The 16029-nt window shown below is 69.5% G+C and carries 14 protein-coding genes; 2 read left to right on the forward strand and 12 right to left on the reverse strand.

Features of this window, described 5'->3' with window-relative positions; translation table 11 throughout:
- Positions 1–4 precede the first annotated feature (4 nt).
- The 3 genes from ABD197_RS01525 to ABD197_RS01535 all read right to left on the reverse strand — a co-directional run bounded on the left by ABD197_RS01525 (position 5) and on the right by ABD197_RS01535 (position 2343).
- Positions 5–505 carry a single-stranded DNA-binding protein gene (locus ABD197_RS01525; RefSeq protein WP_344050884.1) on the reverse strand — a complete coding sequence of 167 codons (501 nt, stop codon included), beginning with the start codon at positions 503–505 and terminating at the stop codon, positions 5–7.
- 5 nt (positions 506–510) lie between these two features.
- Entirely contained in the window at positions 511–870 is a 360-nt protein-coding gene (rpsF, locus tag ABD197_RS01530) for a 30S ribosomal protein S6 (protein ID WP_344055773.1), read from the reverse strand.
- 177 nt (positions 871–1047) lie between these two features.
- On the reverse strand, positions 1048–2343 hold the full coding sequence (locus tag ABD197_RS01535) for a glycosyltransferase (RefSeq protein ID WP_344050885.1): 1296 nt from the start codon (positions 2341–2343) through the stop codon (positions 1048–1050).
- 67 nt (positions 2344–2410) lie between these two features.
- Between ABD197_RS01535 and ABD197_RS01540 the strand changes: the two genes are divergently transcribed.
- A complete protein-coding gene (locus tag ABD197_RS01540; RefSeq protein WP_344050886.1) occupies positions 2411–3058 on the forward strand; it encodes a TetR/AcrR family transcriptional regulator in 648 nt (215 codons plus the stop codon).
- Here the strand turns inward: ABD197_RS01540 and ABD197_RS01545 are convergent.
- Together ABD197_RS01545 and ABD197_RS01550 are read right to left on the reverse strand one after the other, a co-directional pair.
- Positions 3048–4166, reverse strand: coding sequence for a CaiB/BaiF CoA transferase family protein (locus ABD197_RS01545; RefSeq protein ID WP_344050888.1), 1119 nt, complete (start codon positions 4164–4166; stop codon positions 3048–3050). The two genes, ABD197_RS01540 and ABD197_RS01545, sit on opposite strands and share 11 nt — an antisense overlap.
- Positions 4163–5356: an acyl-CoA dehydrogenase family protein gene (locus ABD197_RS01550; protein ID WP_344050890.1), complete on the reverse strand. Its 1194-nt coding sequence runs from the start codon at positions 5354–5356 to the stop codon at positions 4163–4165. The genes ABD197_RS01545 and ABD197_RS01550 overlap by 4 nt, the downstream gene beginning before the upstream one ends.
- Before the next feature lie 174 nt (positions 5357–5530).
- Here ABD197_RS01550 and ABD197_RS01555 point away from each other — a divergent pair, with 174 nt between their 5' ends.
- Complete coding sequence (locus ABD197_RS01555) at positions 5531–6730, forward strand: hypothetical protein (RefSeq protein WP_344050891.1); 1200 nt, start codon at positions 5531–5533, stop codon at positions 6728–6730.
- Between the two features lie 185 nt (positions 6731–6915).
- Here ABD197_RS01555 and ABD197_RS01560 read toward each other — a convergent pair whose 3' ends face one another.
- The 7 genes from ABD197_RS01560 to exaC form a co-directional block, all read right to left on the reverse strand.
- Positions 6916–8595 carry a dipeptide ABC transporter ATP-binding protein gene (locus tag ABD197_RS01560; protein ID WP_425561026.1) on the reverse strand — a complete coding sequence of 560 codons (1680 nt, stop codon included), beginning with the start codon at positions 8593–8595 and terminating at the stop codon, positions 6916–6918.
- Between the two features lie 11 nt (positions 8596–8606).
- Positions 8607–9593 (reverse strand): ABC transporter permease, encoded by a 987-nt coding sequence (locus ABD197_RS01565; RefSeq protein ID WP_344050895.1) that lies wholly within the window; start codon positions 9591–9593, stop codon positions 8607–8609.
- A complete protein-coding gene (locus ABD197_RS01570; RefSeq protein ID WP_344050897.1) occupies positions 9593–10669 on the reverse strand; it encodes an ABC transporter permease in 1077 nt (358 codons plus the stop codon). Before ABD197_RS01570 ends, ABD197_RS01565 begins: the two co-directional genes overlap by 1 nt.
- A 105-nt stretch (positions 10670–10774) precedes the next feature.
- Positions 10775–12412: an ABC transporter substrate-binding protein gene (locus ABD197_RS01575; RefSeq protein ID WP_344050899.1), complete on the reverse strand. Its 1638-nt coding sequence runs from the start codon at positions 12410–12412 to the stop codon at positions 10775–10777.
- 200 nt (positions 12413–12612) lie between these two features.
- On the reverse strand, positions 12613–13761 hold the full coding sequence (locus ABD197_RS01580) for a cohesin domain-containing protein (RefSeq protein WP_344050901.1): 1149 nt from the start codon (positions 13759–13761) through the stop codon (positions 12613–12615).
- A gap of 49 nt (positions 13762–13810) precedes the next feature.
- Complete coding sequence (locus ABD197_RS01585; protein WP_344050903.1) at positions 13811–14221, reverse strand: DUF779 domain-containing protein; 411 nt, start codon at positions 14219–14221, stop codon at positions 13811–13813.
- Positions 14222–14379: 158 nt separating this feature from the next.
- Positions 14380–15927: an acetaldehyde dehydrogenase ExaC gene (gene exaC / locus ABD197_RS01590; protein WP_344050905.1), complete on the reverse strand. Its 1548-nt coding sequence runs from the start codon at positions 15925–15927 to the stop codon at positions 14380–14382.
- Positions 15928–16029: the final 102 nt, after the last annotated feature.

Here is a 16029-nt window from a genome sequence, read left to right on the forward strand (position 1 = left end):
GTGTTTAGAACGGGGTGTCGTCGCCGTAGGCGCCGGGGGCTGCCCACGAGTCGCCACCGGACGAGGCCGCCGGAGCGGACTGCGTGCCGGGCGTCGACCAGGGCTCGTCCGAGACCTGGCCGCGCGACTGACCGCCGCCGCCGGCCGCGCGCGTCACCTGAGCGGTGGCGTAACGCAGCGACGGGCCGATCTCGTCGACCTCGAGCTCGATCGCGGTGCGCTTCTCGCCCTCGCGCGTCTCGTAGGAGCGCTGCTTCAGGCGACCGGTCGCGATGACGCGGGAGCCCTTCGTCAGCGAACCGGCCACGTGCTCGGCGAATTCACGCCACACGCTCGCGCGGAGGAACAGCGCTTCGCCGTCCTTCCACTCGTTGGCCTGACGGTCGAAGTTGCGCGGCGTCGACGCGATCGTGAAGTTCGCGACGGGGAGACCGTTCTGCGTGTAGCGCAGCTCGGGATCGGCCGTGAGGTTTCCCACGACGGTGATGATCGTCTCGCCGGCCATCGTCGTTACGCGTCCTGCTTGATCTTCGCCGGGCGGGCGGCCTTGCGGGCGGCCTTCTCCTCGGCACGGACGCGCTCGGACTCGATCAGGGCGATCGCCTCTTCGGCACGCAGCACCTTGGTGCGCATGATCTGCTCGCTCAGCTTGAGCTGACGGTCCAGCTCCTGCGTCGCGGTGCTGGTGGCGGTGAAGGCGACGACGGCGTAGATGCCCTCGTTCTTCTTCTGGATCTCGTACGCAAGACGGCGCTTGCCCCAGACGTCGACGTTGTCGATCGTGCCGCCGTCGGTCGTGATGACCTTCAGGAACTTGTCGAGGATCGTCGGAACCTGGCGCTCATCGATCTCGGGGTTGAGGATCACCATGAGTTCGTACTGGTGTGTGTGCGTCACTAACCCACCTCCTTCGGACTAGAACGGCTGCCGGGCATTTCCCGGTAGCAGGAGGGTGTGTGCACGCTGTCCGCGAGAGGCGCGCAGGTGCGCGCATGCGGACAACCCTCCTATGCTACCGGATCCGGCGCGGGTGTCCGAACCCGAAGTTCACCGGGCTCCTTCCCGCGCCGACATCTGCTGGAGCACCCGGCTCAGTCCGTCCACCCCGGACGACGCGCGGAGCTCGGCCGAGAGGGCCTCCGCGCGTGCCCGGAACGACGGCTCGGAGAGCACCCGCGAGACCGCCGCCCCGACCGCCGCAGCCGCCGGGCGGTTCGTCTTCAGGTTGATGCCCACTCCCGACCAGCCGACCCGCGCGCACACCTCGACCTTGTCCTCTGTCTGACCGGCCACGACGAGGGGGACCGCGTGAGCGAGGGCCTGCTGCACCCCGCCGTAGCCGCCGTTGGTGACCATGACGTCCACGAGCGGGAGGAAGCGGTCGTACGGCAGGTACTCGGCGACGCGGACGTTCGCCGGAAGTTCCGCCGGCAGGCTGTCGCGGGCACGACCACCCGTGGAGACCACGACGAGGCACTCGGATGCCGCCATCGCGGCGACCGTCGGCAGCACCAGCTGGCCGAAGTCCGAGTTCGCGATCGTGCCCTGGGTCACGTGGACCACCGGCCGCGTCCCGTCCAGGTCGTCCCACCACTCCGGCACGGCGGTATCGGGTGCAGGCGCCGTGAGCGGACCGGCGAAATGCACCGTGTCAGGCAGATCGCTGCGCGGGTACTCGAAGCCGGGCACCGTGAACTGCACGAGGGCATCGGCGGCACTGGCCCAGTCCAGGATGAAGCCTGCAAGACCGGAGCCCGTCTCGCGCCGGCAGACGGCATCGGCCTCGCGCTGCACGCCGCCGAAGATCACGTTCTCGGCCAGGACGGAGAGCGCCGCGTTGCGCACACGCCCGATCGCTCCACCCAGCGGCGGGATCCCCAGTCCGAACGGCGCGGTGTCGCGGCTCTTCACCCCGAGCGGGAAGATACCGAGTGCGACCACCGCGGGCCGCTCCTCCCGGGGAAGCCGCGCGAGCAGCGCCGCACCGAAGAACAAGGGTTCGGCCAGCACCGCATCGACCTCGGAGCCGGCGAGCTCGGCACGGAGCGCGGCGAACTGACTCGCCGCCGGACGGATGAAGAGGTTCGACATGTCGAACCGGATCGCGGCCGGTCCGCGAAGACCGACGCGCTCGGGGAACTCGGCGTCCGCATCGTCGAGGTTGACGTCTGCGTCCGCGGGGAGCGGTACGAAGCGCGCCCCCGCCGCCCGCACGCGCTCGGCGTAGCGCGCGCTCGTGAGAACCGACACCTCGTGACCCCGTGCGAGGAGGTCGCGGGCGATGCGCACCAGCGGGACGACGTGGCCATGTGCGGGCGTGCTGGCGATCAGGTAGGTGGACATGCTCGGATCCTTCGCGTAGTTTGAATGTACTCACGAAGTATTCATCCCACCGAAAGGCAAGTCAATAGTGGATTCCGCATCGGCTGCCGCGCCGCCACGCGTCTACCGTTCCGCACTGCGCGCCCAGCAGGCCGCCGAGACCCGCCGCCGGATCGTCGAAGCGGCAGCGCAGCTGTTCTCTTCCGAGGGGTATCAGGCCGCGACTCTGGCGGCGATCGGGCGGGCGGCGGGCGTGTCGACCGAGACCGTGAAGACCGCCGCCTCGAAGGCGGAGCTGCTGATCGCCGCGTTCGAGGTGACGTTCGCCGGCGTGGAGGCTGCGGTGACACTCACGGAGACCGAGGTGGCCGCGGAGGTCTTCTCGGTGCCTGACGCCGCGTTCCTCGATGTGGTGATCAGACAGATCGGCGATGCCAATGCGCGCGGCCACGCCCTGTGGACCGTGCTCGTCGGAGCCGCGGCATCCGATCCGGTGGTGGATGCCGCCCTCCGCGGGATCCTCGAACGACGGGCCGCGGACTACCGCCGCCTCGTCGATGAGCTTCTCGCGCGCGGCTACACCGCACGTGTCACCGATCCCGAGGCCACCGCCGCCACCCTGTCGTTCCTGCTCTCGCCGGAGGGATATCAGCAGCTGGTCACGCAGTCGGGATGGAGCACCGAGCGCTACGCCGCCTGGGTGCGCGCGGCGATCCTGGCCGAGCTCACTCGCTGAGCAGCGCCTCCACCCACGCCCGGTCGGCGTCGGGGGCGGGCGGTGCGAGGGGGTACGCCGCGGGCGTGGACGAGAGCGTGATCGGATGCCGCACCCCCGGCATCCGCTCGACCCCGGCTTCGGCGACCGGGTCGAGCCCGAGATCGGCCGCCCAGGCGAACGCCTCGGCGATGTCGAGGATCGGCGCACAGGGGACGCCGGCTGCGGACAGCCGGGCGTACCACTCGTGCGCGGACGCGCCGGCGAGCGCACGGTGCAGCACGGGGCGCAGCTCGTCGCGTCGGGCTGTGCGCTCGCGCGCCGTCGCGAACCGGTCGTCGGGCTCGAGGCCGAGTGCTGTGGCGAGGCGTGCGTACTGGACGTCGTTGCCGACCGCGATCACGATGTGCCCGTCTCCAGTGGGGAAGGGGCCGTACGGGTAGATGCTCGGGTGGTCGTTGCCCAGCCGTCGCGGCACAACGCCGGCGAGCGCGAACGCGCCGGACTGGTTCGCGAGTGCGGACAATGCGGAGGACAGCAGATTCACCTCGACGTGCTGGCCCTCTCCGGTCGCCTCGCGATGACGCAGGGCGGCGAGGATGCCGACCGCCGCGTGCAGGCCCGTCACGACGTCCACGATCGCGACGCCCGCCTTCGCGGGCTCGCCCTCCGGTGTCCCGGTGACACTCATCAGGCCCGAGAGCGCCTGTGCGAGGACGTCGTAACCGGGCAGCTCGGAATCCGCGCCGAAGCCCGTGATCGAGGCGTAGACGACCCCGGGGTTGTCCCGGCGCACCGCGGCGTGGTCCAGGCCGAACCGCGCGAGCCCGCCGGGCTTGAAGTTCTCGACCACGACATCGGCCCGGCGAGCGAGACGGCGCGCGGTCGCAAGGTCGTCGGCATCCTCGAGGTCGAGGGTGATGGTCCGCTTGTTGCGGTTCACCGACAGGTAATAGGTCGCTTCGCCGTCGCGCGCGGGCGGCAGCCACTGCCGGGTCTCATCGCCCGACGGGCCCTCGACCTTGACGACGGTCGCGCCGAGGTCGCCGAGCAGCATCGTGCAGTACGGCCCCGCGAGCACCCGGGTGAAGTCCGCGACGACGAGCCCGGTGAGCGGGCCGTGCGTCACCGGAACGCCCCGAGCCCGGTCAGGTGCTCCCCGAGGATCAGCGTGTGCACCTCATCAGTGCCCTCGTACGTCCGCACCGACTCGAGGTTCGCGGCGTGCCGGATCGGGGAGTGCTCCAGCAGCACGCCGTTGCCGCCGAGGATCGTGCGCGCCTCGCGGGCGATCTTCAGAGACTCGCGCACGTTGTTGAGCTTGCCGACCGAGATCTGCACGGGCTGCAGGGTGCCGGCATCCTTCAACCGGCCCAGGTGGAGCGCGAGCAGCGCGCCCTTCTGCAGCTCGAGCACCATATCGACGAGCTTCTCCTGCGTCAGCTGGAAGCCCGCGATCGGACGGTCGAACTGCTCGCGGCGCAGGGCGTAGTGCAGCGCCGCCTCGTAGCTGTCGCGCCCCGCACCGAGCGCGCCCCACACGATGCCGTAGCGGGCTTCGTTCAGCGCGGAGAACGGACCGCGGAGTCCTTTCGCGCCGGGGAGGAGCGCGGATGCGGGCAGCCGGATCTCATCGAAGTGCAGCTCGCACTGCACCGAGGCCCGCATCGAGCCCTTCGGCTCGAGCACGTGAGCGTGATATCCGGGGGCGTCGGTGGGGACGAGGAAGCCGCGGACCCCGTCGTCGGTCTGCGCCCACACCACCGTCAGCTGCGCCACGGTCGCAAGGCCGATCCAGCGCTTGGAGCCGGTGAGGATCCAGTCCTCGCCGTCGCGCCGGGCGAAGGTCTTCATGCTCGAGGGGTCGGATCCGGCACTGGGCTCGGTGAGGCCGAAACTGCCGATCACGTCGCCGGTCGCCATGCGCGGCAGCCACTCCTGCTTCTGCTCCTCGCTGCCCCAGCGATGGATCGAGCCCATCGCGAGCGAGCCCTGCACCGACACGAAGGTGCGCAGCCCCGAGTCGCCGGCCTCGAGCTCGAGCGCCGCGAGTCCGTACTCCACGGCGCTGCGGCCCGGGCATCCGTAGCCCGGCAGGCTCATGCCCAGCACGCCCAGCTCGCCGAACGCGCGGGCGAGCTCGACGGGGAAGTGCGCCCGGTCGTACCAGTCGGCGATGTGCGGGCGGATCTCGGCGTCCACAAATGTGCGCACGCGGTCGCGGACGGCGAGTTCGTCGGCGCTCAGCAGCGCGTCGAGGCCGAGCACGTCGGAGGCCGCGCGCAGCGCCTCGAGGTCTTCCGGGTCTCTCGCGCCCATGCCGGCTCCTTCGATCGTGCTCGGGTACTTCGATCTTGCCGCCTCCGGCCGCGCATAACTCCTGCAAAACGCGACGCGAGAGGCTCCGTCGGCTCGTTTGCGGCGTCCGAGCCCACGGATCGCAGGAGTTGTGCACACGCGGAGGCCCGGGAGCAGACCGGATAGCGTGGCCGCATGGCGACTCCGAGCCCGACTCCGTTCGATCCCCGGTCTCTCACCGAGCCGGTCGACCGCAACGCCGTGCGCGAGTACACGCGACAGCATCGCACCGCGGGGACCGGATTCGGCTCGGCCGCCGCCGTGATCCCGATCATCATCGGCATCTTCGTCGTCGTCACGTTCGGCAGCGTCTTCGTATCGGTCGCCGCCTCCATCATCGGCGCTTTCGCGTCGTTCGGCAGCGGCGACGGCGGAGCGTCGGTCATCTTCAGCGTGATCGCCTCGTTCCTGCCGATACTCGTGATGGGCGGGGTGATCGCCGCGATCGCGATCGTGTTCACGCGCGGTGCGCTCGGGCGCAGCGAACGGCGCTACCGGCTGGACCGGTTCGCGGCAGCGAACGGCATGTCCTACGTCCCGGCGCTGCAGAATCCCGCCCTGCCCGGCATGATCTTCGGCACCGGCAGCTCCCGCTCCTCGACCGACCTGGTGCGCGGCACCGAGCCCCGCTTCGTCGAGTTCGCGAACTACCAGTACACGACCGGCTCCGGCAAGAACCGCACCACGCACCGGTGGGGCTACGTCGCGATCAAGCTCGACGTGCCGCTTCCGAACATCGTCCTGGACGCGACGAGCAACAACGGCCTGTTCGGCTCCAACCTGCCGACGACGTTCGACAAAGACCAGCGCCTGAGCCTGGAGGGCGACTTCGACCGGTACTTCGCGCTGTACTGCCCCGAGGGCTACGAGCAGGACGCGCTGTACCTGTTCACCCCCGACATCATGGCCCGCTTCATCGACCACGCCGCGGCCCTGGACGTCGAGATCGTGGACGACTGGCTCTTCCTCTACGGCAAGCGCGAGTTCTCCAGCCTCGACCCGGCGACGTGGGCGTGGCTGTTCTCCGTCGTCGGGGCGCTCCTGGACAAGTTCGCGCAGTGGGCGCGGTGGCGCGACGAACGCCTCCACGCGGATGCCGCTCCCGCACTGGCGGCGAGCGCTCCGGCATCCGCCCCGGACGCACCCACGGCCGTCGCCTTCGCACCGCCGGCCGCTGCCCTGCGTCCGCCGCCCGGCGTCGCCCTCTCGGGCCGGCGCCTGAAGCGCGGCATCTCCTGGCCCGCGATCGTCGTCTTCGCCCTCGTCGTGCTGTTCTGGTTCGGCACGCAGTTCGGTGTGTTCGACCTGTTCTTCGGCAGCATCTTCCGCAGCTGAGCACAGGGGCGGCAGCGCCCGCGGGCTCAGTGGGCACCGGGCGCGGCATCCCGCCACGCAAGCCCGCGGATCTCGTCCACCGAGGCGCGGCGCGGCCGGTTCGGTGGACGAATCCCGTCACCTCATCAGCCGCGAGTCAGCGGATGCCGTCCACCGAGCGGCCGGGCCGTGACCGGCGCACAGGCTCAGCTCCCGCGCGTGAGCCGCCACGCCTCCCGGCGCTCGGCCTGCGCGACCGGATCGGGCACGGGGAGCGAGACCAGGAGCCGCTTCGTGTAGTCGTCGGTCGGGTTCAGCAGCACCTGCACGGTCGTGCCCTGCTCGCGGATCTCGCCGTGCCGCAGCACGATCACCCGGTCGGCGACCTCGTCGATCACCGCGAGATCGTGGCTGATGAACAGCGACGCGAAGCCGAACTCGCGCTGCAACTCGGCGAACAGCTCGAGCACGCGCGCCTGCACGGACACGTCCAAGGCGCTCGTCGGCTCGTCCGCGATCAGCAGCTTCGGGTTCAGGGCGAGGGCGCGCGCGAGCGACGCGCGCTGGCGCTGACCGCCCGACAGCTCGTGCGGGAACCGGTCCCCGAACGCGGTCGGCAGACGGACGGCATCCAGCAGCTCGTCCACCCGCGCGCGGGTGTCGCGCGCCGACATGGACGAGCGGTGCACGACGAGGGGCTCGGCGATGCACTCCGCGATCGTCAGGAGCGGGTTGAAGCTCGTCGCCGGATCCTGGAACACGAACCCGACGTCCGGCCGCAGCTTCACGAGGTGCCGGGTCTTCGCTCCGCGCAGCTCCTGACCGAGGACCTTCAGCGACCCGCCGAGCATGTCGGTGAGGCCCACCATCGCCCGCCCGATCGTGGTCTTGCCCGATCCGGACTCGCCGACGAGGCCCACGACCTCGCCGGGGGCGATCCAGAAGTCCACGCCCTTGACCGCGACCACGCCCGGCGACCCGAGGCGTCCGGGGTAGCCGATCTGCACCCCGCGGGCGACGACCAGCGCGTCGGCGGGCGGCTCGGTCGGCGCGGCGACGGCCGGGTCCTGCCGCGAGCTCTTTCCGCGCCCGACGTGAGGGACGGCGGCGAGGAGCTCGCGCGTGTACTCCTGCTGCGGGTTCGCGAACAGCTCGCGCACCGGCGCCTGCTCGACGATCTCGCCGCGGTACATCACGATCACCCGGTCCGCGAGATCGGCGACGACCCCCATGTTGTGGGTGATGAGCACGATCGTCGCGCCGAACTCGTCGCGACACGCGCGGAGCAGTTCGAGGATCTCGGCTTGCACGGTGACATCGAGCGCGGTCGTCGGCTCGTCCGCGATGATGAGCCGCGCGTCGAGCACGAGGGCCATCGCGATCACGACGCGCTGCTTCTGCCCACCAGAGAACTGGTGCGGGTAGTCGTCGACGCGCTTCTCCGGCTCGGGGATGCCGACCTTGCGGAGGATCTCGATCGCCCTGTTCTTGGCCTCGGCGTTCGAGAGCTTCTCGTGCGCCTTCAGGCCCTCGGCGATCTGGAAGCCGACGGTGAACACCGGATTCAGGGCGGTGGAGGGCTCCTGGAACACCATCGCGGCATCCCGGCCCCGCATCTGCTGCAGCTGCGCATGCGAGGCGTGCACGATGTCGGTCTCTTCGCCGTCGCGCCCGCGCACGATCACGGCGCCCGAGAGCGTCGCGGTCTCGGGGAGGAGCCCGAGGAGCGTGTTCGCGGTCACGGTCTTTCCCGAGCCCGACTCGCCGACGATCGCGAGCACTTCGCCCGCGCGCGCCTCGAGGGAGATGCCGGTGATCGCGGCGACGGGCTCGCCGTCGGTCGCGAACGTGACCTTCAGGTCGCTGATCGAGGCGACGTCCTGGATCGCGGTATCCCTCATGCGGCACCTCCGGCGCGGCGACGGCGGCGCAGCCGCGGGTCGCTCAGATCGTTCAGGCTCTCGCCGACCAGCGTGATGCCGAGCACCACGAGCACGATCGCGACGCCCGGGGGGATCGCGGTCCACCAGATGCCGCTGGAAACATCGGCGACCGAGCGGTTGAGGTCGTAGCCCCACTCGGCCGCGGCGGTCGCCTCGATGCCGAACCCGAGGAAGCCGAGGCCCGCGAGCGTCAGGAGTGCCTCCGAGGCGTTCAGCGTCACGATCACCGGGATCGAGCGGGTCGCGTTGCGCAGCACGTGGCGCGTGAGGATGCGGTGCGTCGGCACTCCGATCACGCGGGCGGACTCGACGAAGGGCTCCGCCTTGATGCGGACGACCTCCGCGCGGACCACGCGGAAGTACTGCGGCACGAAGACCACGGTGATCGCGATTGCTGCGGACAGGATGCCGCCCCACAGAGTGGACTGCCCGCCGCTGACGACGATCGCGATCACGATCGCGAGCAGGAGCGAGGGGAACGAGTAGATCGCGTCGGCGAAGACGACGAGGATCCGGTCGAGCCAGCCGCCGAAGTAGCCGCTGACGAGGCCCAGGGCGATGCCGAGGAAGATCGAGAACAGGATCGCGCAGATGATCGCGAGGAGCGCGGTCTGCGCGCCCCAGATCACGCGGGAGAAGACGTCGAACCCGCTGACGGTCGTGCCGAGGATGTTCATCGGGTTCGGCGGCTGCTGCGTGCCGAACGAGACGCCGTCGACGCTGCGCTGAGCCCAGCCGTACGGAGCGATCCACGGCGCGAAGGCCGCGACGATCACGAAGACGCCGACGATCAGGAGTCCGAGGACGAGCATGAAGCGCTGCAGCCCCACGCTCTGGCGCAGCTGCGAGATGACGGGGATGCGGTCCAGCAGCGGACGCTTGCGCGTGGTCACGGCCGCGGGAGCGGCATCCGGGGTCTTCTCGAGATCGGGAGCGGACATCAGTACCTCACCCTCGGGTCGATGATCACCGCGACGATGTCGACGATGAAGTTCGTGACCGCGACCACGACGGCGATCATGATCACGATGCCCTGCACGGCGACGAAGTCGCGCGCCTTGATGTACTCGGAGAGCATGAAGCCGATGCCCTTCCACTCGAACGAGGTCTCGGTCAGGACCGCGCCCGAGAGCAGCACCGCGATCTGCAGGCCGATCACCGTCACGATCGGGATGAGCGCCGGGCGGTAGGCGTGCTTGGTGAGGAGGCGGTACTCGCCGACGCCGCGCGAGCGGGCGGAGGTGACGTACTGCGCGCCGAGGGTTCCGATCACGTTCGTGCGCACGAGCCGCAGGAAGATGCCGGCGGTCAGCAGCCCGAGGGCCAGGCCCGGCAGCACCGCGTGCCACAGGACGTCGCCGACCGCGGCGGGGCTCCCGAGCCGGATCGCGTCGATCAGGTAGATGCCGGTCGGGCCGTCCAGGCCCTGCAGCCGCAGTTCGGTGCGGGTCGAGGCGCGGCCGGCGACCGGCAGCCAGTCGAGCCACACCGCGAAGACGAGCTTCAGCAGGATCGCGACGAAGAAGATCGGGGTGGCGTACGCGAGGATCGCGCCGATCCGCAGGAACGCGTCGGGCAGACGGTCGCGGCGGGCGGCGGCGATGAGCCCGAACGGGATGCCGATCAGGAACGCCACGATGAGGGCGTAGAACGCGAGCTCGATCGTCGCCGATCCGTAGGTCAGCAGGATCTGCGTGACCGGGCGGTTGTCGGTGAGGGTCGTGCCGAAGTCGCCGCGGAAGACGCCTGCGATGTACTCGAAGTACTGGATCAGGAGCGGACGGTCATAGCCCGCCTGCGCGATGCGCTCGGCGAGGGCGTCCGGGGGGAGGCGGCCGCCGAGGGCCGCGGTGATGGGGTCGCCGGTGATCCGCATCAGGAAGAACACGACGGTGACCAGGATGATGACCGTCGGGAAGATCAGCAGGAACCTGATCAGGATGTAGCGCCAGAGACCGCCGCTGCGGGGGGAGACCAGCGGCGTCCCGACGTTGCCGGCTTCGACCGGTGTGACCATGAGTGAGCCTTCGAGAGCTGTGCGGGGAGAACGCGTCACGGGCCGGGGCCGCCCGGCGGCAGGTGCGATGACCTGCCGCCGGGACGACCTCCGGCCCGCGGGCGGTTACTTCGTCAGCGGTGCGTAGCGGAACTTGAACGAGCCGTCGAGCACGGCACCGTCCACGTCCGCGCCGACGATCGCGACCTGCGTGCCCTGGAGGAGCGGCAGGGTCGAGAGGTCGGCGGCCACGAGCGCCTGGATCTGCTCGATGTCGGCCTGACGAGTGGCGGCATCCGTCTCCGACGCCTGGTCGGTGATCAGCTGCTGCACCTCCGCGTTGCTGTAGTGGTTCACGAGGAAGTTGTCCTCGGAGAAGAACGGAGTCAAGTAGTTGTCGGCGTCGGAGTAGTCCGGGAACCAGCCGAGCTGGTACGCCGGGTAGACGTCGGCCGTGCGGTCCTTGGAGTACTGCACCCACTCGGTCTGCGCGAGGTTGACGGTGAACAGGCCGCCTTCCTCGAGCTGCGACTTGACCGCGGCGTACTCGTCACCCGACGAGGGGCCGTAGTGGTCGCCGTTGTACTGCAGGTTCAGCGCGACCGGGATCTGGACCCCGGCCTCCTCGAGGCGGGCCTTGGCCGCGTCGACGTCCGGGCCGCCGTTGCCGTCGCCGTAGAGCTCCTTGAGGGGCTCGGTCGCGCCGGTCAGACCCTGCGGGACGTAGGAGTACAGCGGGGTGTAGGTGCCCTTGTACACGTCCTCGGCGATCGCGTCGCGGTCGATCAGGTCGGCTGCGGCCTGGCGGACGGCGAGCGCCTTGGCGGGATCCGCCTCGGTCGTGGTCGCGCCGAAGGGCTGCGTGTCGAAGTTGAAGACGATGTAGCGGATCTCGCCGCCGGGGCCCTCGACGATCTTCACGGCGTCGTTGGTCGACAGGTCGTCGATGTCGGTGGCCGACAGGCTGCGGTATGCCACGTCGATGTCGCCGCCCTCGATGTCGAGCTTGAGGTTCGACGGGTCGGCGTAGTACTTGACCGTGACACCGGCGTTCTCGGCCGCGGGGAGCGCGCCCTTGTAGTCGGCGAACGGGACGTAGGAGATGAGCTCGTTCACCTTGTACGAGTCGATCGTGTACTGGCCGGCGAAGGCTTCGCCCGCCACGATGTCGTCGTCCGAGGTGACGCTGTCGGCCGAGAAGACATCCTCGTCGACGATCGGAGCCGCGGGGCTGGAGAGGATCTGCTCCCACGTCTGGTCGTTGGGGTTCTTCAGGGTGAACACGACCGTCAGGTCATCGGGCGCCTCGACGCTGTCGAGGTTGCCGAGCAGGTAGGACGGGCCGTTCTCGTCGGCGATCGTCAGCTGACGGTCGAACGTGAACTTCACGTCGGAGGAGGTCAGCTCGTTGCCGTTCGCGAAGGTCAGACCCTCCTTGAGCTTCACCGTGTACTCGGTCGGCGAGGTGAACTCGCCCGACTCGGCGATGTCGGGGGTGACATCGGCGGTGCCGTAGGCGCTGTTGAACAGGAAGGGGTAGATCTGGTTCATCACGGCGAACGAGCCGTTGTCGTACGAGCCCGCCGGGTCGATCGAGGTGATCTTGTCGGTGGTGCCGACCAGGATCGGCTCGCCGGATGCATCGCCGCCATCGCTGGACGAGTCGCCCCCGCCACCGGCGCAGCCGGCGAGGAGGATTGCCGTCGCGCCGAAGGCGCCCAGGGCCAGGCCGAGACGGCCGCGCCCGCTGGAGTGCAGTGTCATTAGTGCTACCTCTGCTGTGAAGGAGTCGACCGCGCCGGGAGGGCGCGGTCCTCCGCATATCTAACGCCTGCCGGTGGCGTTCGGCAATCCGGTGAACGTTTCGTAACGGAACTGAGATCCGCGTGAAATGACACCGGATGCCGCGTCACGGGATGCCGGACGGGCGGGTCCGGCATCCCGCCGACGGAGAGGGGTGCGGATCAGCGCGATCGCGCGCCGCGTCGGAGGCGCAGAGCCCCGATGATCCCGCCCGCCGCCAGCAGGACGAGCCCGACGACCGCGAGCGGGCCGGCGTCGCCGGTCGCGCCGGAGGCGGCGAGCTGTCGCGGCAGCGCGGAGGTGGCGGGTGTCGCCGGGACGACCACCGGGGGTGTGGGCGGCAGTTCGGGCTCGGGCTCCGACACCGACGGGTCGAGCAGGTTCACCGTGCCGCGTGCGGGAGCGGGCGCGGGGCTGAACGCGGACGCCGCGTTCTGGAGCTGCCCGGACGTCAGATCGATGCCGGCGACGCCGATCTCCCACCCGCGGACGGTGATCGTCAGAAGGACGCCGTCGCCGTTGAGCACGGTGCCGTTGCTGTACCCGTCGACGTAGAGACGTCGCAGATCGGGATCCCACTGCACATTGCCCGTCCTGCCCGCGGGAAAGGTCACCGCGGTGTCGGGATCGAGGATCTGCAGGCCCGGATCGAGAATGAACTCCAGTCCGAATCCCGCGACGCCGTTCGCACCGATCGCCCGCACCGGAATGGGGAACGTCGATCCGGCATACGCCTGCGCGGGCGTGTCGAAGACGATCTGGCTGATCGTCGCGGGGGCGGGTCCGGGGTTGGGTGAGAGGACCGTCACGGTCGTGCCGACCGGCGTGAACTCCTCGATCGTCTGTCCGTCGATCGAGGACCCGTAGAACCCGTAGGTGTAGGTGATGGCGCCCGCACCGGGAGAGATCGCCCGGAACTCGACGGCGGCGAGGTTGGCGACCCCGTTGATCGAGGCGCCGTCCTCCGCGAGATCGATCTGCACGACATCGCCGTCGATCACCGCGTCGCCGTCACCGCCTTCGTAGAGCTCGATGCCCTGACCCACCGTGGTGTTGTCGATCGCGAATCGTGCCGTGTCGAAGCGGAGCTTGATGCTGAAGTCGCCGATCGTCCGCGCCGCCTCGGCCCGGACCACCACCTCGAACGTCTCGCCGACCTGCGCACTCAGCGGGGCATCCACCACGATGCCGCCCGTCGCCGGGGGAAGGTCGTCCGCGTGCGCGGGGGAGACGACGGCGACGGTGGCGAGCAGTCCGAGAACGGCGGCGATCGCCCAGCGCACGGCCCGGGCGGAGCGAGACGGAGTCATGCCCTCAGCATCGAGCACGGCGCGGGTCGGGCGTATCCCCCACGATGGGTCAGTTTTCGCCGATTTTCTCGGTGGTGCCCGTCAGCCCGAAGTGCGCCAGTTCGCGCTCGTCCAGCATCCGGGATCTGATGAGGAAGCGCATGCCCGTGGGTCCCTCGACGCTGAAGCCGGCGCCGCGGCCGGGGACGACGTCGATCGTGAGGTGCGTGTACTTCCAATACTCGAACTGCGACTCGGACATGTAGACCTCGACGGGGTCGTCCAGGCCGACCTCGATCGAGCCGAGCAGCACGTCGCTCGGCCCCGTCAGGAACATGCCCACCGGGTAGCACATCGGTGCGCTGCCGTCGCAGCATCCGCCGGACTGGTGGAACATCAGCCTGCCGTGCTGCTTCGTCAGGTCGCGGATGAGGGATGCCGCGGCATCCGTCACCGCGACGCGTTCGGGTGTCTGCACCATCGCTGTCTGCGTCCTTCGCTCGTGTTTCCCGTGAAACGCCATCTGCACGTCGAGACCATGGGTATCGCCCACAGTCTCGACGTGCAGTTGGCGTCTCACGGGTCAGGTCGGGGGAGTGGAGGGCGCCCCGGGGGGGAAGGCGCCCTCCGCTCGGCGGCTCAGAAGAAGCCCATCGCGCCTTCGGCGTACGAGACCAGGAGGTTCTTGGTCTGCTGGTAGTGATCAAGCATCTTCAGGTGGTTCTCGCGACCGATCCCGGACTGCTTGTATCCGCCGAACGCCGCGTGCGCGGGGTACTGGTGGTACGTGTTGGTCCAGACGCGGCCGGCCTCGATCGCGCGGCCGGCTCGATAGGCGGTGTCGCCGGAGCGGCTCCAGACGCCGGCGCCCAGACCGTAGAGCGTGTCGTTGGCGATGTCGATCGCGCCGCCGAAGTCATCGAACGACGTGACCGAGACGACGGGGCCGAAGATCTCCTCCTGGAAGATGCGCATGTCGTTCGTGCCTTCGAACACGGTCGGCTGCACGTAGAAGCCTTCGCTCAGGTCGCCGCCGAGGTCGACCCGCTCTCCGCCGGCGAGCAGCTTCGCGCCGCCCTGCTTGCCGATGTCGATGTAGGACAGGATCTTCTCGAGCTGGTCGTTCGAGGCCTGCGCGCCGATCATGGTCGCGGGATCCAGCGGGTTCCCCTGCACGATCTTGCCGACGCGCTCGAGTCCGTCCCCGAGGAACTGGTCGTAGATCGAGCGCTGGATGAGCGCGCGCGACGGACACGTGCAGACCTCGCCGCCGTTCAGGGCGAAGAACGTGAAGCCCTCGAGCGCCTTGTCGTAGTAGTCGTCCTTCGCGCGGGCGACGTCCTCGAAGAAGATGTTCGCGCTCTTGCCTCCGAGCTCGAGCGTAACGGGGATCAGGTTCTGCGAGGCGTACTGCATGATGAGACGGCCGGTCGTGGTCTCGCCGGTGAACGCGACCTTGCGGATGCGCTTGTGCTGCGCCAGGGGCGCACCCGCCTCGATGCCGAAGCCGTTGACGATGTTCACGACGCCGGCGGGAAGCAGGTCGCCGATGATCTCGAACAGGAACAGGATGCTGGCCGGGGTCTGTTCGGCGGGCTTGAGCACGACGCAGTTTCCGGCGGCGAGCGCGGGGGCGAGCTTCCAGGTCGCCATGAGGATCGGGAAGTTCCAGGGGATGATCTGCCCGACCACACCCAGCGGCTCGTGGAAGTGGTACGCGACGGTGTCCTCGTCGATCTGGCTGAGCGAGCCCTCCTGGGCCCGCAGCACGCCCGCGAAGTAGCGGAAGTGGTCGACGACGAGCGGGATGTCGGCCGCGAGCGTCTCGCGCACCGGCTTGCCGTTGTCCCATGTCTCGGCGACCGCGATCTTCTCGAGGTTCGCCTCGATGCGGTCGGCGATCCTGTTCAGGATGTTGGCGCGCTCGGCGGGGGTCGTGCGCTTCCAGGACTCGAACGCCTGCCAGGCGACGTCGACGGCCCGGTCGATGTCCTCGACCGTGCCGCGACCGACCTCCGTGAAAGGCTTGCCGTTCACGGGCGAGATGTTCTCGAAGTACTGCCCCTTGATCGGCTCGACGAATTCGCCGCCGATGTAGTGGCCGTAGCGCGGGCGGTAATCGGCGACCGCGCCGCGGGTGCCGGGGTTGGCGTAGACGCTCGAGACGCCCTCTTCGACGATTGTCATTGTGTCTCCTTCGACGTGTCCGCGACGTCCGGTGTCGCGATGCGTCGACGGTAGGTCGGGCAAGGTTGCATCCCGTTGCATGGGTCGGTCCTCGTCCTCTCC

The sequence above is a fragment of the Microbacterium lacus genome (assembly GCF_039531105.1).
Taxonomy (GTDB): Bacteria; Actinomycetota; Actinomycetes; order Actinomycetales; family Microbacteriaceae; genus Microbacterium; species Microbacterium lacus.

What these genes read in the sequence shown, in the direction of transcription:
- ABD197_RS01525 (WP_344050884.1), bottom strand. Translation starts at nt 505, where the DNA reads ATGGCCGGCGAGACGATCATCACCGTCGTGGGAAACCTCACGGCCGAT.
- ABD197_RS01570 (WP_344050897.1), bottom strand. Translation starts at nt 10,669, where the DNA reads ATGGTCACACCGGTCGAAGCCGGCAACGTCGGGACGCCGCTGGTCTCC.
- ABD197_RS01535 (WP_344050885.1), bottom strand. Translation starts at nt 2,343, where the DNA reads ATGTCCACCTACCTGATCGCCAGCACGCCCGCACATGGCCACGTCGTC.
- ABD197_RS01585 (WP_344050903.1), bottom strand. Translation starts at nt 14,221, where the DNA reads ATGGTGCAGACACCCGAACGCGTCGCGGTGACGGATGCCGCGGCATCC.
- ABD197_RS01555 (WP_344050891.1), top strand. Translation starts at nt 5,531, where the DNA reads ATGGCGACTCCGAGCCCGACTCCGTTCGATCCCCGGTCTCTCACCGAG.
- ABD197_RS01575 (WP_344050899.1), bottom strand. Translation starts at nt 12,412, where the DNA reads ATGACACTGCACTCCAGCGGGCGCGGCCGTCTCGGCCTGGCCCTGGGC.
- ABD197_RS01565 (WP_344050895.1), bottom strand. Translation starts at nt 9,593, where the DNA reads ATGTCCGCTCCCGATCTCGAGAAGACCCCGGATGCCGCTCCCGCGGCC.
- exaC (WP_344050905.1), bottom strand. Translation starts at nt 15,927, where the DNA reads ATGACAATCGTCGAAGAGGGCGTCTCGAGCGTCTACGCCAACCCCGGC.
- ABD197_RS01550 (WP_344050890.1), bottom strand. Translation starts at nt 5,356, where the DNA reads ATGGGCGCGAGAGACCCGGAAGACCTCGAGGCGCTGCGCGCGGCCTCC.
- rpsF (WP_344055773.1), bottom strand. Translation starts at nt 870, where the DNA reads ATGGTGATCCTCAACCCCGAGATCGATGAGCGCCAGGTTCCGACGATC.
- ABD197_RS01580 (WP_344050901.1), bottom strand. Translation starts at nt 13,761, where the DNA reads ATGACTCCGTCTCGCTCCGCCCGGGCCGTGCGCTGGGCGATCGCCGCC.